The 21,721-nt window shown below is 41.6% G+C and carries 20 protein-coding genes; 11 read left to right on the forward strand and 9 right to left on the reverse strand.

Going from position 1 to position 21,721, the window contains the following annotated elements; all coding sequences use genetic code 11:
* Window positions 1-6 precede the first annotated feature (6 nt).
* Together NWP22_RS02095 and NWP22_RS02100 are read right to left on the reverse strand one after the other, a co-directional pair.
* Window positions 7-1,047 carry an ABC transporter permease gene (locus NWP22_RS02095; RefSeq protein ID WP_271732266.1) on the reverse strand — a complete coding sequence of 347 codons (1,041 nt, stop codon included), beginning with the start codon at window positions 1,045-1,047 and terminating at the stop codon, window positions 7-9.
* Between the two features lie 59 nt (window positions 1,048-1,106).
* Window positions 1,107-1,625, reverse strand: coding sequence for an adenine phosphoribosyltransferase (locus NWP22_RS02100; protein ID WP_271732264.1), 519 nt, complete (start codon window positions 1,623-1,625; stop codon window positions 1,107-1,109).
* A gap of 580 nt (window positions 1,626-2,205) precedes the next feature.
* Between NWP22_RS02100 and NWP22_RS02105 the strand changes: the two genes are divergently transcribed.
* Together NWP22_RS02105 and NWP22_RS02110 are read left to right on the forward strand one after the other, a co-directional pair.
* Window positions 2,206-2,853 (forward strand): DUF3038 domain-containing protein, encoded by a 648-nt coding sequence (locus NWP22_RS02105; RefSeq protein ID WP_271734133.1) that lies wholly within the window; start codon window positions 2,206-2,208, stop codon window positions 2,851-2,853.
* Window positions 2,850-3,959 carry a DUF4335 domain-containing protein gene (locus NWP22_RS02110; protein WP_334310771.1) on the forward strand — a complete coding sequence of 370 codons (1,110 nt, stop codon included), beginning with the start codon at window positions 2,850-2,852 and terminating at the stop codon, window positions 3,957-3,959. The genes NWP22_RS02105 and NWP22_RS02110 overlap by 4 nt, the downstream gene beginning before the upstream one ends.
* 15 nt (window positions 3,960-3,974) lie before the next feature.
* Here the strand turns inward: NWP22_RS02110 and NWP22_RS02115 are convergent, their stop codons facing one another.
* The 3 genes from NWP22_RS02115 to NWP22_RS02125 form a co-directional block, all read right to left on the reverse strand.
* Window positions 3,975-6,239, reverse strand: coding sequence for a transglycosylase domain-containing protein (locus NWP22_RS02115; protein ID WP_271734132.1), 2,265 nt, complete (start codon window positions 6,237-6,239; stop codon window positions 3,975-3,977).
* 341 nt (window positions 6,240-6,580) lie between these two features.
* Complete coding sequence (gene lspA / locus NWP22_RS02120) at window positions 6,581-7,051, reverse strand: signal peptidase II (protein ID WP_271734134.1); 471 nt, start codon at window positions 7,049-7,051, stop codon at window positions 6,581-6,583.
* Between the two features lie 217 nt (window positions 7,052-7,268).
* Window positions 7,269-7,871 (reverse strand): biotin transporter BioY, encoded by a 603-nt coding sequence (locus tag NWP22_RS02125; protein WP_271734130.1) that lies wholly within the window; start codon window positions 7,869-7,871, stop codon window positions 7,269-7,271.
* A gap of 1,084 nt (window positions 7,872-8,955) precedes the next feature.
* Between NWP22_RS02125 and NWP22_RS02130 the strand changes: the two genes are divergently transcribed.
* The 8 genes from NWP22_RS02130 to NWP22_RS02165 all read left to right on the forward strand — a co-directional run bounded on the left by NWP22_RS02130 (window position 8,956) and on the right by NWP22_RS02165 (window position 17,107).
* Window positions 8,956-10,464, forward strand: a complete 1,509-nt coding sequence (locus tag NWP22_RS02130) for a sensor histidine kinase (RefSeq protein WP_271734129.1) — start codon at window positions 8,956-8,958, stop codon at window positions 10,462-10,464.
* A gap of 110 nt (window positions 10,465-10,574) precedes the next feature.
* Complete coding sequence (locus NWP22_RS02135) at window positions 10,575-11,408, forward strand: response regulator transcription factor (protein ID WP_271734128.1); 834 nt, start codon at window positions 10,575-10,577, stop codon at window positions 11,406-11,408.
* A gap of 646 nt (window positions 11,409-12,054) precedes the next feature.
* The gene (pstS, locus tag NWP22_RS02140) at window positions 12,055-13,125 is read left to right on the forward strand and encodes a phosphate ABC transporter substrate-binding protein PstS (RefSeq protein ID WP_271734127.1); all 1,071 of its coding nucleotides are present in this window, start codon (window positions 12,055-12,057) and stop codon (window positions 13,123-13,125) included.
* Between the two features lie 115 nt (window positions 13,126-13,240).
* Window positions 13,241-14,206: a phosphate ABC transporter permease subunit PstC gene (gene pstC, locus NWP22_RS02145; protein WP_271734126.1), complete on the forward strand. Its 966-nt coding sequence runs from the start codon at window positions 13,241-13,243 to the stop codon at window positions 14,204-14,206.
* 72 nt (window positions 14,207-14,278) lie between these two features.
* A complete protein-coding gene (pstA, locus tag NWP22_RS02150) occupies window positions 14,279-15,208 on the forward strand; it encodes a phosphate ABC transporter permease PstA (RefSeq protein WP_271734125.1) in 930 nt (309 codons plus the stop codon).
* A gap of 68 nt (window positions 15,209-15,276) precedes the next feature.
* Complete coding sequence (pstB, locus tag NWP22_RS02155; RefSeq protein ID WP_271734124.1) at window positions 15,277-16,089, forward strand: phosphate ABC transporter ATP-binding protein PstB; 813 nt, start codon at window positions 15,277-15,279, stop codon at window positions 16,087-16,089.
* Window positions 16,090-16,142: 53 nt separating this feature from the next.
* Complete coding sequence (pstB, locus tag NWP22_RS02160; RefSeq protein WP_271734123.1) at window positions 16,143-16,946, forward strand: phosphate ABC transporter ATP-binding protein PstB; 804 nt, start codon at window positions 16,143-16,145, stop codon at window positions 16,944-16,946.
* Window positions 16,947-16,981: 35 nt separating this feature from the next.
* A complete protein-coding gene (locus NWP22_RS02165) occupies window positions 16,982-17,107 on the forward strand; it encodes a hypothetical protein (RefSeq protein ID WP_271734122.1) in 126 nt (41 codons plus the stop codon).
* 166 nt (window positions 17,108-17,273) lie between these two features.
* Here NWP22_RS02165 and grxC read toward each other — a convergent pair whose 3' ends face one another.
* A complete protein-coding gene (gene grxC, locus NWP22_RS02170; RefSeq protein WP_271734121.1) occupies window positions 17,274-17,540 on the reverse strand; it encodes a glutaredoxin 3 in 267 nt (88 codons plus the stop codon).
* A gap of 107 nt (window positions 17,541-17,647) precedes the next feature.
* Entirely contained in the window at window positions 17,648-19,393 is a 1,746-nt protein-coding gene (gene hflX, locus NWP22_RS02175; protein ID WP_465248710.1) for a GTPase HflX, read from the reverse strand.
* 617 nt (window positions 19,394-20,010) lie between these two features.
* Between hflX and NWP22_RS02180 the strand changes: the two genes are divergently transcribed.
* A complete protein-coding gene (locus NWP22_RS02180; protein WP_271734118.1) occupies window positions 20,011-20,142 on the forward strand; it encodes a hypothetical protein in 132 nt (43 codons plus the stop codon).
* Between the two features lie 12 nt (window positions 20,143-20,154).
* Here NWP22_RS02180 and NWP22_RS02185 read toward each other — a convergent pair whose 3' ends face one another.
* Window positions 20,155-20,541, reverse strand: a complete 387-nt coding sequence (locus NWP22_RS02185; RefSeq protein ID WP_271734117.1) for a thioredoxin family protein — start codon at window positions 20,539-20,541, stop codon at window positions 20,155-20,157.
* Between the two features lie 369 nt (window positions 20,542-20,910).
* A complete protein-coding gene (locus tag NWP22_RS02190) occupies window positions 20,911-21,624 on the reverse strand; it encodes an NnrU family protein (RefSeq protein WP_271734116.1) in 714 nt (237 codons plus the stop codon).
* Window positions 21,625-21,721 lie beyond the last annotated feature (97 nt).

The raw sequence follows: 21,721 nt of genomic DNA on the forward strand, positions 1-21,721 counted from the left end.
ACTCAATTAAGATTCCAAACGAATCCGGGGGTCGGCTACCTTTAATAGCAAATCCGCCATTAAATTGCCTATATTCAGTAATACGGCACTCATGACGAGGCTAGCCATGACTAAATACTGGTCTTTTGCCATTACCGCCTGTAAAGTCAATCTCCCTAAACCGGGCCAGTTAAAGAATTGTTCGGCAATAAATGCACCACCTAATAAACCAGCCAATTCAAAGCCTAACAAAGTAATTAAAGGATTTATGGCATTGCGAAGAGCGTGAACATAAATCACCCGATTTTCTGGTAGTCCCTTGGCGCGAGCCGTTTGGATATAATCTTGACGTAGAACATCCAACAATTCTCCGCGAGTGATTCTTTGCAACCCGGCAAAACTAGTGATACTTAAGGCAATGGTGGGTAAAATCATGTGCCAGCCAATATCAATGATTTTGCCAAACCAAGACAAATCAGCATGATTGATGCTAGTCATACCACCCACGGGAAATAAAGGTGAGGTGATTTGAGCAAATATGAGCAGAAACAAAGCAGTGATGAAACTAGGAAACCCTTGTCCTGTGTAGCTAATCAGTTGTAAAATGCGATCAGTCGCTTGATTTTGTTTCACAGCTGCGAGAATACCAAAGGGAATTGCGATCGCCCAGGTACAAAATAAAGAAGCGATCGCTAAAAGTAAAGTTGCTGGTATCCTTTCCCACAACAGAGAAGCTACTGAGCGTTGGTAAACAAAACTGGTACCAAAATCTCCTTGGGTAAAAATTCGCCATAACCATAGTCCAAACTGTTCTGGCCAAGATTTATTTAAACCAAACTGTTGCCTTAATTCCTCAATGCGTTCTGGCGAAATTGTCGGATTTTGGCGCAACGTATCCACATAATCCCCCGGGGATAGTTTCATGATCACAAACGACAGCGCCGTTGCCAATAACAAAGTGAACAGTGCTTGCAATATCCGTTTCACCACATAAACAAATGTTTCGTTCGTGACTAGCCCTATAAAGCCCTCGTGACAGGTCTTCCAGGAAATTTTCTGAGAAGTCATAGCAATTTAGTCATTTTTTATTAGTCAATTTCTCAGGATATAGGAGAGATTAACAATGATTAGTATTCAATTAGGGAGACAATGGGCACATCTGGTAAATGTTGACGTCCTTGTAAATCCTGTAGCTCGATGATAAAGCCAAACCCTACCAATTCGCAGCCAATCTTCTGCACCAACTTAGCGGTTGCACTAGCCGTACCACCTGTGGCAATCAAGTCATCTACAATTAAAACGCGACTATTTGGATGCAAAGCGTCTTGATGCATTTCCAGGCAGTCTGTACCATATTCTAATTCATATTCAATTGAGTGAACTGCTCCTGGTAACTTTCCCGGCTTCCGTACCGGAATAAAACCCGCTCCTAATTTGTAAGCTAGAGGAGGTCCAAAAATAAACCCACGGGACTCCATACCCACAACATAATCAGCTCTTAAGCCTAAACCAATGCATTTTTCCGTAAAAAAGTCAATAGTGTAGCGCAATCCCTCTGGGTCGCGCAGTAAAGTAGTGATATCGCGAAATAAAATTCCGGGTTTAGGAAAATCTGGGATATCGCGAATTAGAGACTTTAAATCCATAAAATTCACTTATGAGGGGGTAGGAGGGGGATTAATGACCAATGACTCATGACTAGTCCCTGAAAAATCCTACACTATAATCTCATACCCTGATCATTGACGCTCTAATTTAGCCAGATTAGCTAATTTTACACGGTAATACAGCCAGGGAAGGTAAGGGACAATAATATATTAGCCTTTGGGGGTTTCCTGATTTTTGATAATATATTCTTTTACTATACTCAAAACAACTAAATCGGAGGTGATTTTTGATGGCGTTACTTAGAGCAACTTGGCATCTGTACCGCACAAAGCAGGTAGATACTGCAACTGTAATACCACTCCCACTTACATAAAGACTTCTACAAAGCCACGGTCTCCAAGAGAACTACCTCCGACAAAAAAATCGGTAAATCAGTTTCTGACTGACAAGAAGAGATTTATTTACCTAATTTTTACCGAACTTTGGACAGCAGAAAAAGTAATCAATGCTTAAGCACTACAAACAAGTTTGAAACAGGTTCAAGCCTGTTCTAGCTCCTTTAAATTAGTTGTACTAGTTTTATTCTGCCTATTAGCTCTGCACAAGGTAATTTATAGAATGAATGTCTCAGCCAGCTTAACGCCATTGAATAGTCCACCCCCCCCATCCTTGCCGATGATTCTGGATACTTTACCAGACCCTGCGATGCCTATGGTAAGCTTCGCCAAGGCAGCACAGGGTTGTCCGGCTAGAACCCGACTGCAAGTTGATCTAATTTTACTGGCAATTGAAGCTTTAGAACTTGGTAGCTCCGAAGCTATTCTGGCTTTTGCTGATGAGTTAGAACTGAAAGGAATTATTAAAAACCGAGTAAATCTATGGCGAATGCGGAGCTCTAACCCACTGCGAAGAGCTCATATTCGCCGTCCCTTGACTATCATGGAAGCAAAAGCTTTAGTAGTTATTGCCAGCTACATCGCGCGGCGTTTAACCGTTGTCATTCGCCAAATGTTGATGACATATCAGCAAATGAGTGAAAAGCAGATACCTTTGGTACAGAATTTGCGCCTATCGAATTACCTAGAGCGATTTCGAGTACATTTCAGAAGTAGAATGAATCCCCGACGTTCTACCGTAATGGCATTAGATTCTGACGATAAATTAGATGAACTAGCAATCAATTTGTTGGGACAATTACTATTTTGTACTGGTACAGCTGGAATGCAGCGATTTTGGATTAGTCTTTTTGACGGTGAAGTAGAATGAATATTCAACGTAAGTACAGTCTACCTAATTGTACACTGCTGTTAGAGGGTTTCAGTGATGTAGCCAAAGCAGCATACTATCAAGGTATGCGTCCAGAATTATCCATATTGGTCAATGCAGAATGCTATATATCTGGCTATAGTCAGCCCCTAGTAGGCGGACGAGAATTTTTTGAGAGTCTAGTCCGGGCTGTGAGTGGCTATGCTCAAGAATTTTTGAGTAATGTGTCAAACCCCCAAGCACATAATCAAGACTCAGAATTAGTGGAGTTACAAAAAATTTACACTAATCGGCACCGGTTAATTGTGCATTCTGAAATAGCTGTAGATGTTTTTCAGTCTCAGCCTAACTATAATCAACCGCCCATTCAAATGGATTTGAATACAGTGCAGTTATTTGACCTGGTTGAAGCTGTGGATCAATTTTTTGCTGACAGCCAAACCCTACCAGAGTTGTCATTAGAATTACAGCCCGTGCCTAGAAGTTACGGTAGTCCTAATGAATTTCTACTCAAGCAGGGAGTAGCGGCAAGTATAGGAATTTCAACTGTAGCAGTTGCCGCCATCGCTTTGAGCCTAATTCCTGCCCCTGAGACGCGCCCACCAGCAACCCAGGAGCAAGAAGAGACTGTATCCATAGCACCCACCCCCAATTCGGCTGCATCAGAGAACATAACACCCCCAAATATACAAACTCCAGAGAGTTCCCCAGCAACTGACCTGAATGTAGCCACTCCAATCGTGGATACAGCACTCAAAATCAGAGATTTAGAAGCACTCTTAAATTCAGCTACAGAAATTACTAATTCATCCCAACTACGTCTTCTGAATGGAAAAATTTATAAACAAATTGATCTAGGTTGGACTAGTCGCTCAGAATTAAGAGAAGATTTAGTCTATCGAGTAGGTGTAAATCCTGATGGTGCGATCATTGGTTATAAAGCGGTAAATCAAGGAGCAAATGAGGGCATAGAATCAACTCCTCTACCCAAATTGCTGCACAGTCCCGCTAATGGTTCTCTCACAAATGAACCAATAGCCCAATTTAAAGTAGTTTTTACCAGAGATGGTATTCTGCAAGTTAGCCCTTGGCGGGGATATCAGTGATTATTCACCCCCTCCTTATCTGGTAATTTGTCTCATATAATTGCCCCAAAGTTGGGCTGCTTGCCCGCTGCTGCCGGATGTGGGAGAATTATTGTCATTACCCAACCAAATGCCAGTTACAAACCGGCGACTGGGGATTGAACCAATAAACCAGAGATCAACGTTTTTATCAGTGGTGCCGGTTTTCCCACCTTCCCCCAGTCCGATAGCCGCGGCGCGTCCAGTACCGCTAGTTACTGCTTGGCGCATCATCTGGTTGATTTCATCGGCTACACCTGTGGGTAAAACTCGCTGGTTAGCGTCCGGATTTTCGTCAAAGGAATAGACAACACGACAAGTTTTTAAATCCTGACTATTTTGACAATCACTACTGTCTATAATCCTGCTAATTGCGTGGGGTGGATTCCAAACACCACGATTGCTAATGGCGCCAAAAGCACCAGTCATTTCTAAAACATTGACTACACTTTGACCCAGTACTAAGCCGGGAACTGCTTCGAGTGATGACTTGACTCCTAAACGTCTGGCGGTGGATACGACTCTATCTAGCCCCACCTCCCTGGCAATTCGCAGAGCAATGGGATTTTCTGACAGGGCGAAGCCAGTCGTCATATCTAAGGAATTCTGGGCACCGGTTCTACAAGGCCTATAGGTAAAGCCTTGCCAGGGTAGAGCCGCGCAAGAATAAGTTTTAGAGGCTGGTATTCCCCTCTCTAGGGCGGCTGCAAAAGCGAAAACCTTGAAAGTAGAACCCGGTTGTCTTTGGGCTTGAACAGCACGGTTAAACTGGCTTTTTCCAAAATCAGTCCCGCCTACCATCGACAAAATACTACCAGTTCTAGTGTCTAGGGTAACGATCGCTCCTTGAGAAAAGCCAAAGGTAGAACCAGCTTTATTGATTTGATTACGCAAAGCTGTTTCCGCCTCTGCTTGCATTTTGGGATCGAGCTGGGTTTCAATGATAAAATTTCCTTCTCTGGCAACTCCTACCCCCAAGATTGATTCCAATTCCTGGAATACATACTGGTAAAAGTAAGGAGCAATGGTACTGGCTTGCCGTTCGCAAACTTTGGGGTTAATCTGGACTGGGGAGCGCCTAGCTCGATTGGCCTGTTCTGCGGAAATTTTCCCCATGTCCAACATTCGCCTAATCACGCGATTACGATAGTCAACTAGTTGTAGCCTATTGGGGTTATTTCCACAAAAATTAAAAGCGTTGGGAGCAGGTAAAATTCCCACTAATGTTGCAGCTTCTGAGAGAGTTAATTCTCTGGCTGACTTATCAAAGTAATAACGAGCCGCATCCTCAAAACCGGATGTATCCACCCCCAAAAATACTCGATTTAAGTAAATGAGTAATATTTGATCTTTACTGTAAAAAGTTTCTAGCTTCAAGGAAACAATAGCTTCCCGCAGTTTGCGTCCCAAGGAGTCTTGAGCGCCTACATAGTCCCGGAACAAACTTCGGGACACTTGCTGGGTAATGGTGCTAGCCCCCTGCTGTACATCTCCACTGCGTGTATTGACTAACACAGCTCGCAAAATCCCTAAAGGGTCAACGCCAAAGTGCCAATAGTAACGACTATCTTCTGAGGCCACTATGGCTGCGGGTAAATAGCCAAAGTCCTCTAAACTCTTAAGGTCTACATGAGAGGTACTCCGAGGCTCGCGTAAGGGTGTCGAGCCATCGCGGGCATAAATCACTATAGGGGCGCTGCTAGCAGTGGGTAAGGGTCTGACGGAAAATTTTAGCCATTCCACCCCTATGACTAACCCCACTAAGGCGCTCACACCTGCCATACTATAGGCCGCCCAAGTTGCTGCTTTTATATGCAAGGGTGCTGGGTCAAAGTATTGTAGCCGCACTGAAGCTGCGAGTTCTGGCGGTCCCAAAGTAAAAATGTCACCGTGACGCAGTTCTAATCGATTAATTCGGCGTTTCCCCAGATAAATACCATTAGTGGAGTTTTCATCTTTGATGACAAAAACAGGGGTGCGTTGAGTTGAATCCCGTGAGAGTGATAGGTGAATTTGGCTGACAACTGGATTGCGAATGACTATATCACAGGATTTGGAACTACGACCTACTATATAGCGATCGCCTAACAAGGGATATACCTCACGTTCGTCCCCCGTATCCTGCACCCATATCTCTGGTACTTTAGCATTAGGCTTCAGCGCCAACTTGGAAAAGTCAACCCTCGCTTGAAGTGTCTGTACTGCTTGAGTCAGTTGACCAAGTACAGTTTGTGGCTTATGAGGAGGTTGGGGGGAACTCATAGGCTATTTACATCAGAATTATTGGCAAACATTCGGGCGATTTGACAATCTCGATACAGATATTCCACCATTGTACACATCAGTCACAGCAGAAATTAGCTATAGGTAGTTTTTACTAATTCAATCTTACACCAAGAAAATATCGACTCATCAAACCTACCAACTCGGGTTCATTACTCTTTCCAAGCATACAATATTGTGAGTCCATACTCCCTGACTATCTATAATTTCTGAAAATATTAGGGTAATATCTTTAAGGATTAATTGACATTAAAATTCTCTCTGACATGGGAAGTTGAGGGGATACTTTGATTTTCATTTATCAAGTGTTCAGATTAGCTTTAACTGTCACTATGACTGGGTGCTTTTTCCCAAGAAGCAATTAATAGACAAATAATACCAATAGTAATAAATGAATCTGCCATATTAAATACGGCAAAATTAATCAAGCGAAAATCCAGGAAATCAACCACATACCCCAAAGCGAACCGATCAATACCATTCCCCATAGCTCCGCCTAAAATCAAACCATAGCCTAACTGATTCCAACGACTTAAATTCTGGCCAAACCATGCTAGTGCTATCAATAACAAACTCACGACCAACGATAGCCATCTTAACCACTCTACTTTCCCGCTGAACAGACTAAAAGCTGCCCCAGTATTAGTAACATAAGTGAAATGGAATACATCTGGTATAATTGGTAATGTCTGTTCCAGGCTAAAGGTCTGCACTATCCAATATTTTGTTAGTTGATCTAAGAAAAAAGCAATGAAGGCAGTAATCCAAAAGAGATGATTTTTTAAACGCATGAAACTAGCAACTAGGGCGTGAGAGATAGTAGAGGTTAATGTCAATAAAAATAGTATTTACTAAATGGATATCAAAATCACCATCTCCTCTTTGTCTATAAAAGTACATATAATTACCGAGAAAATGTACAATTAGTCCCAATCATTTCAAATTGGTCAAAAGCCTATAAATGGATTTTTCGATTTTTACTTGACTGTCGTACTAGCTCTGCCATAACTAATAAAACATTAAATGACGTAATACATATGCTATTACGGTAACAGCACACACTACAGCTAGTTGACCGGGCAGTGCAAACCAAGAATATTTAAGGATTGCTTGCATTAGAGGCAAATTTTCCGTACCTTTCCACTGAAAAATATAACTGATGATTAAATAAGTAATACCGCAGAAGTGGACAGTTAACAAGCCACTCAAACAACTGAAAGCCAGGGTTTCCAGCTTAGGTCTAGCTTGAAATGCCAAAGATCCACAAATCCACGCTCCAGGGATAAAACCTAACAGATAACCGAACTGAGATAGTTTAACATATCCAATACCGCCACCATCGGCAAATACAGGTAGCAAGGTTAAACCCATGACTAAATAGGCGATTTGCGATAGTGCGCCAGCATTTTTACCTCCTAAACAACCTACTAACAGTACCGCACCAACTTGACAGGTAACACCCAAAGAAAAAATCTCAGTTCCTTGATTATTCCCAGTCCAAGGTAAGGCAATACTATAGGCTTCTAGGAAAGTACCGCCCATGGTGAGGAGCAAACCAACCATAGACCATAGTAATTGAATAGTTCCCACATTTTCTACACTTCCAGCCATTTTATTTGCACAAATACTCAAACAATGTTTTTATCAGTTATTTATGTATTCAACTATTAGGGACAGTATTGAATTATACATATTTATACTGACTTAGTCGTTATGTTTTATTATGACAAACATTATCCTCCTGATTTCCTTAGTCAAGGTATCAGAAAAAAGTATTAGATGTGTATTTTTGTGAGTTACTCCACAGACTAACCCGGAAGTGAGCACGGAGGTGATTTTTGTTTTAGCTGAAAATTCTCAGCCCCAGAATTGAATTATCGGGAGAAAGTGAACAACAACAGCAAACAGCGGCTAATAGTCCAGGTTGACAAGATCAATATAAAATATCACTAATTCTTATCAGCTTAATTAAAACATATATTATCATTTCTTACTTCTTTAGATAGATGAACGTATAAATTTCCAGTCTATTAGAGCAAAAATAGTCTCGACTATCACAAATCAATTCATATTAGGCTATTGTTTGCTCGTCAGATATGTTCCTCATGGTAGATGAATAAATAATCTTAAATATAGTTAAATCTTTAATAATGTAAATCATGTATCAGAGTTTTTATGAATTAAGTTAACTCTCTATGCCCATATTTCTAAATACACATTCAAACCCTAATATCAATATATACGTTATCTTTTAGATTGCTTATTCTGTGAAAATTAGATGTTAACTATTAGTTATTGGCTGAATAGTTCAATGTCACTTGTCAATTTAGCACATTTACATTAAAGTCACGTATAACCTCATTGATATTTTTATAAAAGCAGTGGTTTGTCAAGTTATAGTGCAGATAATTTTGTATTTGATATTGAGTCATGGAAATCAAAAATTATCCTAAATTCAGTTTAAAAGTATCGATGAAGGTGGAGTTATAAGATTTCATATTTTATAAATTCCATAACTTGTAAGTTTATTTTTATAAATTTTTTATGTTATTAGTAAAATTCAAATAAATAGCACATTTTATGAAATAATTTTAAATTATTACCAAAGACCAATAAATATATGTCTTTTTAAGAGCTATTATCTTGATTTTTGAATGCCTATGGTTCTGACTTATGAAAGGGAGATATTAAGTTTATGGATTATAGCGAAGATAGGTTATTTTTTGCAAATTTTACCAGAAATATACAGACAGAAATAGATTTAAAATTTGCTTATTTCCTGATAGATCAAGCTGTAGAACCAGCTTTCTGCTTAGGAGAAAATTACCAGTTGATTTTTGTCAATGATGCAATTTGCAAAATGACTGGCTATTCCCGTGAAGAATTACTTTCAATGAGGCTTTATCATCTAGATATAGATTTTGATATCCATAGATTATCAAAAATAAAATCAGAAGATTATTTTACGTTTAAATCTCGCTATCGTAATAAGCAACAGCGCATATTTACAGTTGAAACTTCTATTATATACCTGAAAAAAACAGGTCAAACTTTTGCCTGTGCTGTTGTTCGACCTCAGAGGGATGAAGCCATAGATTTGAGCATAAAACCGGTGAATATCAATATATTATTCACCTTACCAGAAACAATAGAAGCCAACATTTTTCTGATTCAGGGAAACAGAATATTTTATGTAAATTCTGCCGTACAAAAATTTACTGGATATAGTAAAGAGGAACTACTAAATAATTTTGATTTTAACGGAATAATTAAGAGGAAAAAACCTATAAATTTATGCTTGCAAAAAGAATTACCTGACTTTGAATACCAGGAGATAAATATCCTCACATCAGATGGTACGGAACGCTTGCTAATTGGCGTGGTAACTAAGCTTGATGGAATTTTCAAGTTACCTGTAAAACCAGAAGAATTAATCATAGCTATTGATATTACAGATTACAAAAATTTAGAGTCAAGTTTTAATAACGCTTTACAACAAGCTAAACAAATAAGCGAACTGAGAGCGCAGTTTCTTTCTATGGTCTGTCATCAACTTCGTACTCCACTAAATATTATTTCATTTTGTAATAGCTTAGTTGCAGAAGAAATAGACAAGCATACCAAGCAAAAAATAGAATCATTACTGGAAAATATAGAAAAAGCCATCGCACAAATCAGCCAGATGTTAGATGATACTTTGTTGTTTGCTCAAGCAGAATCAGGCAAAATAAATTTTGACCCTAAACCACTGGATTTAGTGAAATTTTGTCATAATTTAGTGGCGGAAATGCACATTATTTCCATGGAAAAAAGAATAAATTTTCTGACTAATTTTGAATTTATCAATGCTTTTTTTGATGCAAAATTATTAGATTATATATTGAAGAATCTCCTAGAAAATGCCATTAAGTATTCTCCTAAGAATAGCATGATTGATTTGATTATGACTTACCAAGAAAAATCTATTTTTTTTCAGGTAAAAGACCAAGGAATTGGCATTCCAACCAGAGACAAAGAAAGATTATTTGAAGCATTCTACAGGGGAAGTAATATTGGGAATATCCCCGGTAATGGACTAGGATTATCGATTATTAAAACGCTAGTAGATTTACATGGTGGTCAAGTGAATCTGGAAAGCGAAGTAGATAAAGGTACTACCATTACTGTGATGTTACCACTAGTTAAAGAAGCCTCTTTTCTATGAGAATTAGAATGTTTTGATTACTATAAGTGTTAATTGATTTAAGTATTTAAGATTTGTCAATTTAAAAATCCCCATGTTCCATTTAATATTATAATTTTGGTTGCTATAAAATGAAGTACGAATCGGTCAAAAAAATTCTGGTAATTGAAGATGATCATGTTACCCGCCATCTTTATGTACAGGGTCTTGAAGCTAAAGGGTTTGATATTATAAACGCTCAAAATGGTTTAGCTGGTATCCAACAAGCACAGGAGTATGTACCTGATTTAGTACTTTGTGATCTGACAATGCCGGATATAGATGGTTACACTGTCCTCACCATGCTACGTCAAGATCCTGTTACAGCAATTATTCCCTTTATTTTTATCACGGGTAGCTGTACTAGAGAGGCTATTCGCAAAGGTATGGAGTTAGGTGCAGATGACTATGTTACTAAACCCTTTTCACTAGACGAATTACTCAGAGCAATTAATACCCAGTTGCAAAGACAAGCTGTGCTCAAAACTTGGTGTGCTGCTAAATTCCAGGAAGCTCAAAAATCAGGATCCGCAGATAAGACCACAGCTTTGAACTCACCTCAATCAATATTTCCCTGTGCTCCCCAATTAAAAAAAGTTTTTGAATTTATTGAAGCCCATTATCACGAAGGAATTACACTGTGTGATGTAGCTGAAGCAGTTGGTTACTCACCTGCTTACTTGACTAACCAGGTGGGAAAGCAGACAGGAGAAACTGTCAATAGCTGGATTGTTAAACGCCGGATGCAAGGAGCGCGTTTTTTACTGCAAAATGATTACCAAACAGTTGAGCAAATTGCCAGAGCATTGGGTTATCAAGATGTTTCCCATTTCTCCCGCCAGTTTCGTCAACATCATGGTTTACCACCTCATGCTTGGCGTAAGGAACATCAAGTTGGGTGTTTCAAAGTCGAACTTAATAATTAGAAAATTCTCAATGAAAAATATCCCCAAATATTATTTAGGGATAAAATTTATACGCGATTTCATCTGCTAATAAGTAATATTTTTGATATTAACCCGCTATGCCGTTAGGTGAGCGGGACATTCTTAAGGGAATTCTGTGGTTTGAGGCTTTGGGTGATTAGCTTCTGAATAAATGGCGATCGCTAAAAAATTGCGGAAAAATCATGTTTGAACCTGAAAATAATACTGGATAGTTTGGTTTTTCCTGAAAATTTATAATTTATACCATAAAATTTAAGAAATTACGTAGCATTTTTTTTATTTTCAATGTAGCAAATAGATCAGAAAAATATATTATTTTGCCTTTGTTAACCTTTTGTTTACCTTCAGACGTATCTTTTAGAGGTATTCTAATATCGCTCATCTGGATAAATTAACTAAAAATTCACAGGTCTACATGTAATCAACAAGAGTCGCCTAGCAGCTAAAACATCGCTGTTAGATATGTAATTTAGCTTAGGGGCTTGTGGCGCGGGGCAAGACTCAGATAATCCCATTGCTACCGCCATAACCCTAGACTGTGATGCCGGTGATGTTGTCATGACCAATGAAGCAAGGTCTTTTTGATATAACTCCGTAGTACTTTCGCAAACTGGACGTATTTTTCATGGTTCTTAATCGCAAAGTTGTGTTAGCCATCGCTTCACTACCAATCATGTTGGTAGCAACAGCCTGTAGCCCAGGAGCGGATGGTGGTGGTGGGCAGAAAATAGCTATTACCGGAGCCGGGGCAACATTCCCCGCACCTCTTTTTCAGAGGTGGTTTGATGCCTATAATCGCCAAGTCAACCCCAATGTCCAGGTGAGCTATCAGTCCGTAGGAAGTGGGGCGGGTTTGGAGCAGTACATCAATAAAACCGTAGACTTTGGGGCCAGCGAAGCACCCATCACCGACTCTGCAAGTCGGCTCAAGTCCTTCAAAGAAGCTCATAATTACGATCCGATCCAAGTTCCCATGACCGGAGGCTTTTTATCCTTCTCCTATAACTTACCAGGAGTTAAAGATCTCGAACTGAGACTCTCCCGCAAAAGTTATTGTGATATCGTAACCGGAAAAATTACTCGATGGACTGATCCAGCCATCGCCGCAGATAACCCTGGTTTAAAGATTCCCGACCTACCCATTACCTTTGCGCACCGGTCTGATGGGAGTGGTACTACCTTCGTATTTACCAACCACATTAAAACTGTCTGCCCAGACTGGACAGCTGGGGCAGGAACTTCAGTAGACTGGCCTGTGGGAATTGGCGGACAAGGTAACGAAGGCGTAGCCGCTGCCATTCAGCAGAATGAGGGAGCCATTGGTTACTTATCCTACGCCTATGCTGCCCTAAACAAAATCAATTCCGCCTTAATTGAAAACAAAGCTGGAAACTTTATAGCCCCATCTCCAGAAGCAGCAGCCAAAGCTCTACTAGATGAGCCGGTACCCGATGATTTCGCGCTCCTAGTTCCAGACCCTTCGGGTGTTGATTCCTACCCTATAGTCGGTCTAGCTTGGGTGATGATCTATCGACAGTATGAGGACGATGCTAAATGGCAAGCCATGCGTAATGTCTTGGAATGGTCTTTGGGACCCGAAGGCAAGGCACTTTCGGAGGAACTTCTTTATGTCCCCATTCCTGACCCTCTAGTGCAGAGAATTAAAGCAGTATTTGACACGGTGAACGCCAAGTAATAATCCGAGATGATTGGGAGTGTCTTTGACATCTAACACTCCCAAAATTCATCCCGACACCTGAGTTGGGACATCACCATGTCACAATAACCACTTATAGAGCAAAAATCAAGTCATGATGTCGGCAGATAAATCAACTCAATTAACCGGGAATAGCCTGGAAAAGCAAATCAGTCCCGCTAGGGTTCTAGATGTGGGATTTTGGGGACTAACCCTGATACTAGCCATCAGTGCCGGAGCAGTTTTACTATGGGTAATCATACAGACCGCTATAGCAGCTACACCAGCCATTGAAAAATTTGGTCTGGGTTTTTTAGTCGGTACAACCTGGAACCCTGTCACCAACGTTTATGGGGTACTACCTCAGATATATGGAACTTTAGTCACTGCCTTGATTGCCCTGTCAATTGCTATCCCCTTGGGCATCGGAGTAGCCATCTTTTTAACAGAAGGATTTGCGCCTAAATGGGTAACAACTCCCATTGCTTTTGCCATTGAACTGATCGTCGCTATTCCCAGCGTGGTGTTGGGAATTTGGGGTATTTTTGTCCTCATTCCTGCTATCAGACCTATTTTTACCTTCCTTAACACGTACTTCGGCTGGATTCCTTTTTTCGGTGGCGATTCTGTTTTTGGCAATAGTCTGCTGATTGTGGGCTTGGTACTGGCAATTATGATTGTGCCCATTATCATCTCTATTACCCGGAGCACCTTTGAAGTCCTACCCAGTAATCTCCGCAATGGTTCCTTAGCTTTGGGAGCAACCCGTTGGGAAACAATTCTCAGAGTGCTGATTCCCGCAGGGTTATCTGGCATTATCAGTTCTGTGATGTTGGCTATGGGTCGAGCCATGGGGGAAACCATGGTGGCGGCTATGCTCGTTGGTAACGCCAACCGCATTAACATATCATGGCTGCAACCCGGATCGACGATCACAGGTTTGATTGCTTCCCAATTTGGAGAAGCGGGACGCACTCAAGTTGCGGCTTTAATGTACGCTGGCGTAGTGCTAATGCTTTTATCTTTAGTAGTGAATATTTTAGCTGAGATGATTATTCGTCGATTCCAAAATATTGAGTAAAATATCACGCCTTTTCCCCAGTTTTGAGTACGAGTGTATGCAAGATTAAGTTTACGAAATATCAATTAAATTATGGGTACTCCAGATAATCAGTATTCCTTTGGGTATGATAGCGATAGCGTGGCATCGGCCACGGACAGTGGTTTTGATATCAGTGAGAAAACCATGGCACCCCATCGCCGGATCATGGGGCGGGTGTTGACCATTTTAACTATGGTGTTTGCCGCGGCGGTAATTATCCCTCTAATTTGGGTGCTGGCGAGTGTGTTTCAAAAGGGGATTAATTCCATAATATTTCCAGATATTTTTACTAAGCTCCCCCCGCCTCCTGGTTTATCTGAGGGTGGCTTTGGTCATGCCATTATTGGAACTTTAATGACTCTGGGTATTGGTACATTGATTTCAGTTCCTTTTGGTGTGATTGCGGCTATTTACTTAGCTGAGTTTGGTCGGGGAACTCGGTTGGCCTACTTGGTGAAGTTTTCCTGTAATGTACTCACCGGTGTCCCCGCTATTTTGTGTGGCTTATTCGCCTATGCAATTGTGGTGATGCCATTAGGGTCATTTTCGGCTTTTTCCGGTGGGGTGGCTTTGGCGGTGTTAATGCTGCCTATTATTATTCGGTCTACAGAAGAGGCTTTGTTATTAGTGCCTAATGAGTTGCGTTTGGCTGCAATGGGTATTGGGGCGACAAAATTTGAAACCATTGTCCAGATTGTCTTACCAGCAGCTCTGACTTCAATTATTACTGGTATAGTTTTATCTGTTGCCCGGGCTGCCGGAGAAGCGGCTCCCTTGCTGTTCACCTCTTTTAACAATAATTTCTGGGCCACTAATGTTTGGGAACCTGTGGCAACCTTACCAGTGTTAATTTACTTTTTCTCGATTATTCCCTATAAGGCTTCCCAGAGTTTGGCTTGGGCCGCCGCCTTGATGTTATTGTCAATTGTGCTGTTGTTTAGTATTTTGGCTCGGTACTTGAGTCGGCAGAAGAAGTTATAAGATCAGGGAATTCAATTCTTTTGGCTGCAAACTCAGCCAATTTCTATACACTCTACATTGAGAATACTATGGAAAAGAAAATTAGTAATAGCAGTCCCGTTGATAGTAGGCGCATTTTTGAGGTCAAGGATTTATCGGTTTACTATGGGGGTGCGATCGCCCTTCAGTATGTGACAATGGATATTCTGGAGGGCAAAATTACCGCTTTAATTGGTCCTTCGGGCTGTGGTAAAAGTACTCTCCTGCGTTGTTTCAATCGGACTAACGCCTTGATTCCGGGTGCGAAGGTGAAGGGATACCTTACTTACCGAGGACAAAATCTCTACGGTGCTACAGTTGACCCGGTGGTAGTCCGCCGCAGGGTGGGTATGGTATTTCAGCAGCCTAATCCTTTCCCGAAGACGATTTATGACAATGTAGCCTATGGTTTGCGGGTGAATGGCATTAAGGGAAATATGGATGAGATTGTTGAAAATTCCCTCCGCCGTGCAGCCCTCTGGGATGAGGTTAAAGACAATCTCCACAAGTTGGGGACTTCTCTTTCAGGGGGACAACAGCAGCGTTTGTGTATTGCTCGCGCTATTGCGGTTCAGCCGGATGTGATTTTGATGGATGAACCTTGCTCGGCTCTTGATCCTATATCGACGATGCGGATTGAGGAGTTAATGCTTGATCTCAAACAGCATTACACTATTGTCATTGTCACCCATAACATGCAGCAGGCTTCTAGGGTTGCAGATTATACTGCTTTCTTTAATGCCGAAGCCCTGGAAGGGGGAAATCGCGTCGGGTATCTGGTAGAGGTAGATACCACCGAGAGAATTTTTTCCAGTCCCCAGGATCAGCGTACTCGCGATTATGTGAGTGGTCGTTTTGGCTAAGGAACCACCAGAGAAAGATTCTCTGGGGCAAAAATCCACAATACACTATTATTATGCCTACTAACACTACTACAGTGAATGACACTGAAACTGTTTTACGCACAGAGAATCTGAATGTGTACTACGGTAATTTTTTGGCTTTGCGAAATATTTGGCTGGACATCCCGAAAAATCAGGTGACAGCTTTTATTGGTCCGTCTGGCTGCGGTAAAAGTACATTGCTGCGATGCTATAACCGTCTCAATGACGTCATCGATTCCTTTCGAGCAGAAGGCAAAGTTTATTTTTACGATCACAATTTGTATGCACCCAACATCGACCCTGTACAGGTGCGCCGCCGAATTGGGATGGTATTTCAACGACCAAATCCCTTTCCTAAATCAATTTATGAGAATATTACTTTTGGAGCCAAAATCAATGGCTATCAAGGGAATATGGATGAATTAGTCGAACGCAGTCTCAGACAAGCTGCTTTGTGGGATGAGGTCAAAGATAAACTACGACAAAGTGGCACATCTTTATCCGGCGGACAACAGCAACGCTTGTGTATCGCTAGAGCGATCGCAGTGCAACCGGAAATTATTCTCATGGATGAACCCTGTTCTGCCTTAGACCCAGTTTCTACATTGCGGGTGGAAGAACTAATTCACCAACTCAAAGAAAAATATACCATTGTCATCGTCACCCATAATATGCAACAGGCAGCACGGGTGTCTGATCAGACAGCTTTTTTCAACGTTCAGGTTGTGGAAGGTGGTCGCAGTGGTTATCTAGTAGAATATAGTTCTACAGAAGCCATCTTCAATGACCCCCAACAAGAAGATACCCGAAATTATGTCAGTGGCAGGTTTGGTTAAATATACCAGATTTGGAACAACTGGCCATGTATAGTATGCCTGATATCAAAAAATGTGCAATATCTGACATGATTCACAAGAAAATCCCCGAAAGGCACGGAAGCCAATCGGCTTTAGACAGTGGAGGAAGTGCCAACGGCTTGATTCGCCGTGATAGTTAACCATGAAAGGGATTTTTCCAGTTTTTGTCCGCATTTAGAGTTAAATTATTGAGCAAACTAAGCCGGTAAATATACTTTTTTCTCCCAGACCTCCAGAGACGTGAGACCTCACGTCTCTAGGTGATTTGTTAGATATGTCTAATCTTAATCTCAATATTGGGTTAATCTAGACATCAGAAGCTAATAATTCATCCAGCTTACCTTGACGTTCTAAAGCGTGAATATCATCACAACCACCAACATGGGAATCATTAATAAAAATTTGTGGTACTGAGCGTCTCCCCTGAGATCTTACTGACATTTGAGACCGTGCTTCTTCATCTCCATCAATGCAATATTCAGCAAAATCAACACCTTTTTTAGTCAACAAACTCTTAGCACGGATGCAAAATGGGCAGGTGCTCCAAGTGTAAATTTCAACTTTGGCAGCCATAAAATCCTCAATTAAATTTAATACTTCTTAATTTTAATGCCTTTTTAATGCCTTTAATCCCCCCGCTTCTATCCGGGGGGTTCTTACAGCCATCACGGCGATTCAAGTCACCGAGTGTCAACAACATATTTGACCAGTTGGGTCAGACGTTGACGCAGGGTTTCTAAACCTAATCGCTGACTGGCGGAAATAAACACAGCCAGGGGAAACTCCTCTCGAGCTAAAGCCAAGGTGGCGCTATCTGCTTGGTCAATTTTGTTAAAAACAACCAGTGCAGGGCCTGGAGTAACTGGCATTTGTGCCAAAATTTCCCTAACTGAGCGAATATGACTCAACCAAGCAGGATGAGATAAATCAACCAAATGCAGTAGAGCATCGGCTTCTGTGACTTCCTCTAAGGTGGCACGAAAGGCATCCATTAGAGAGGCTGGGAGTTCGTGTATAAAACCTACTGTATCTGTGAGTAGAATTTCTTGAGTTCCACCACGGTCACCATCGGCAATTACTAGGCGGCGGGTGGTGGGGTCAAGAGTAGCAAACAACTGGTCAGCGGTGTAAACTTCCGCGTTGGTGAGAGCATTAAGCAAAGTGGATTTACCGGCGTTGGTATAGCCCACTAAAGCCACAGAGGGAACTTCCTGATTTTGCCGTCTTAGGCGTAACCGGGAGCGATGGGCTTGTAACTGGTTGACTTCTTGTTGCAGTCGAGAAATCCGTTTTTGAATAGCGCGCCGTTCTGTTTCCAGTTTAGTTTCACCCGGTCCACGGGTGCCAATCCCACCACCTAACCGCGACATAGCCAGACCTCTACCACTGAGTCTAGGCATCATATACCCTAACTGTGCGAGTTCGACTTGTAATTTACCCGCGCGAGACTGGGCGCGTTGAGCAAAGATATCTAAAATTACCTCAGTGCGGTCAACTACCCGGACACCAATTTTCCTTTCCAAGTTACGCACTTGGGCGGGTGAGAGGTCACGGTCAAAAACAATCAGATTAGCTCCCAGGGTTTGGGCGGTAAGGGCGATTTCTTCCACCTTACCCTCACCCACTACTGTTTGTGGATGAATCCGCGATCGCTTTTGTTGTAGTGTCTGTAATACTTCTCCCCCTGCTGTATGTACTAACCTGGCTAATTCCATTATGGTATCTTGGAATCTTTGACTACTTTCAGTGTCAGTAATAATACCAACTATGACGACGCGATCATGGTCAGCAGCTACTTCCGTGGCCACAAATTCCCGTTGGAATTCGGCTTCCACACTGTCCACTAAGTCGATAAAATCCTGCTCTGACAGCATATCTAAACTCATAGGTGGGGATACGCTAGAGTAAAGTCCCGAGTCGGGAGCCACTAAATTTACCTTTGTCCCCAGCTGAGTTGAGACTAGCTGTTTAGTATTGGATACTAAATGAGCTAAATAACTTTCCTTGACGTACCCCGTGGAGCCGCCTCCGCGCTTTGTAAATCCTGTACTACTAATATTTAGCACCACAAGAGCATCTAAGCGTTGCAGTGCCATAGCCGTCAAAGCCGACTCATTCGGGGGTTCTGCCTTGAGATGGGTGGCGATACAACGAATACCGCTCAGACGCTCTGCACCGTAACGGGGTAATTCTAACGGTGGGATTTGCGTTTGACGGGGTGTACCTACCCCTACACGCATCACTTGTCCCCGACGGTTGAGGTAAGCACATACAGGCTGATTGATTTCTGTGCTGATAGCAGCCAGACGCTGGGAAAATTCAGGCGTAGTAATGCGATCGCCTGGGATGCGCTGGTGGTACAGTCGCTGTAGTTGCTTCATCTGACTGGATTTAAGACCTTGAAGATTTCCAAAAATAGTTTCTATAGGCGTTCCTGACCAGTAAATGGCCCCCCAAATCATTACTTATGTCTATTTTACAACAGTGTTTTGTCTGTCAACTCCTTCTGATCAAGCTGACAAACAGTAAATCTTCTCATCTAAAACATGATAAATTGTAATATTATTTTCCTCAACTTTAGGAACACTTACGCAGTTAGCAGATAATTAGCCTGGCTGAAACTACGTAAATGCAGACAATCCACAGATTTTTGACATTCGAGGTAACCTAAAGGGTATATTTGCCCTAAAAGTCCCAATTAACGATGGAATATCCTTGTTTATCAAATTATTCGACAATCATAGAGTCTTTGGATTACTAATCTATTTATCGTCTACCTTGTTTATCTAAAAATTTGTTGAATTTAGCTAATTACCATTTTTCTTAATTTTAGGATTTTGAGCCACAGATGACTGAAATTCTCCCCACACAGTTTTAAATAAAGCATTCTTCAAAGTTAAAGGCTACAGAAATCAAATTCCACTATTTAAAGGTTGAAGAACACCAATCATACTTAATCTGCATCGACTCTGTTTTGTTGGACTTCTCGGAACCCTAGGCGCTATTACTGTTTCAAACGCCCAACCCTGAATCAACAGGGTTTGTGAGCAGACAACACCACGCTCATGAGAGCAAACGTGGTGCGCCTGGGAACTTGGAAACTCAGTTGGATCTGTTGTTCCAAGATAACAACAATGGCACTAGAGTACCTGGTGGTGAATATCCCGGCTTCTAGCCGGGTAGAGCGTCAAGCCGAGCGACATTCCATGTCTGCTGTGGTCACGGCATGGTATGTTCTAGAACGGTTATTATAAGTGAGCTTAATTTCTTCTAAAGCCAGACGTAAATCCTCTTTACTACTAAAACCTTCTAGACGATGCCGAATTATGCCATTTTCCACTAACAGCAAAGTTGGCAGTGTCCTGAGTCTATAAGTATTAGCCAGTTTAAAATTATTATCGGCGTTAACCCCTACTAACTTGATTTGCTCACCACATTGAGCATTAAATTGCAACAACAGAGGGTGAATCAGGCGACACAAGCTGCACCACGGTGCTTCAAAATTCACTAAAACAGGAATGGGAGATTGTAAAACTTCTTGTGTAAATGTCCGCTCACTAACCGACAACACCATGACGCCTCTAAAATTATAAGGTTTTGATATTAAACTAGCTATCAGGAGCAAGAATTGCCAACGCAGTTATTTCCTCAAGCGGATTTAGGAAAAACATACACTGTAACCACCAGCCAGGGCAGAGATACTGTCGCTGTTTTCACTTATCCACTGCCCATCTTTCCTGTTTCCAGGAAATTGGACTGCTGTGTTATTACTTCCCTAGTACAAGCATTTAAGTTGTCAAAGACCTAGAGAAAATATCAAACTGACGAAGCGATCCCCCTGCTGAAAGCTATTAAAATTCATACTACATTGATTTGGCAGCGGTTGATCGGCGGAAATTGCCATTGACTGGTATTTTATTTTGATAGTGGGGATCGTCTCTAACTACCATTCTATCCGACTAGTTGCTACCAGTAACAGGGGGTGAGCCCAAGAGAGCAGAGCTATAAAAATTGCTACTCCTAAGTAAGCAGGGCGGAGAAACTCCTGCCATTTGATAGATTGACGACCATCAATAATTGCTCGGAAAGGAATAATTGATGTCCGTTGTTTGACGACTTCAAAGGCTTCACCATAGCGTGCCGCCAGCCGGCGATCGCCATGCCAAACACCAAACAAGTGATGCAAGATTAAGCCCAGGGAAGTAAGCAAGGTAAAGCTAGTTCCTAGCCAGAGGGTATGAGCTAAACACCAGATAATTTGCCCTACCATCTGGGGATGGCGGGTAATACGAATAATTCCTGTCTCGTAAAGGTGAACTTGGGGCTTTTGAATGGCGGCGATTTCTAGTAAATTGAAGGTAGCAGGATACAAAAAGAAAAAGGAAATCGCTGATAATACCCAAACTCCTAGCCTTACTCCCGGTACTGCCTGTACTAGCCACAGTTGCAAACCGTCATACCGATGATTGAAAAAGTAAATAATTAAGATTACAGCTAAGGGTAAACTAATTAATGCAAAACAAATGCGATAAAGCCTCGGTCCGATGTGTTTTTCTGCCCAAGGACGGAGGGCCGCTCCCCCACTGTGAGCGATCGCGAAAGCTAATTGTAATCCCAACATGACCAAATGACTGGGAGTAAGCCAAGAATTTAGCATTGTATACATAGGTGAAGTAATTTAACAAAAAGTTAACTCAGTACAACCAATACCACAAAATTTTCCACAGGAGACTTTACTCAGGGTGTTGTGGTAC

The sequence above is a fragment of the Anabaenopsis tanganyikae CS-531 genome (assembly GCF_029891675.1).
GTDB classification, from domain to species: domain Bacteria; phylum Cyanobacteriota; class Cyanobacteriia; order Cyanobacteriales; family Nostocaceae; genus Anabaenopsis; species Anabaenopsis arnoldii.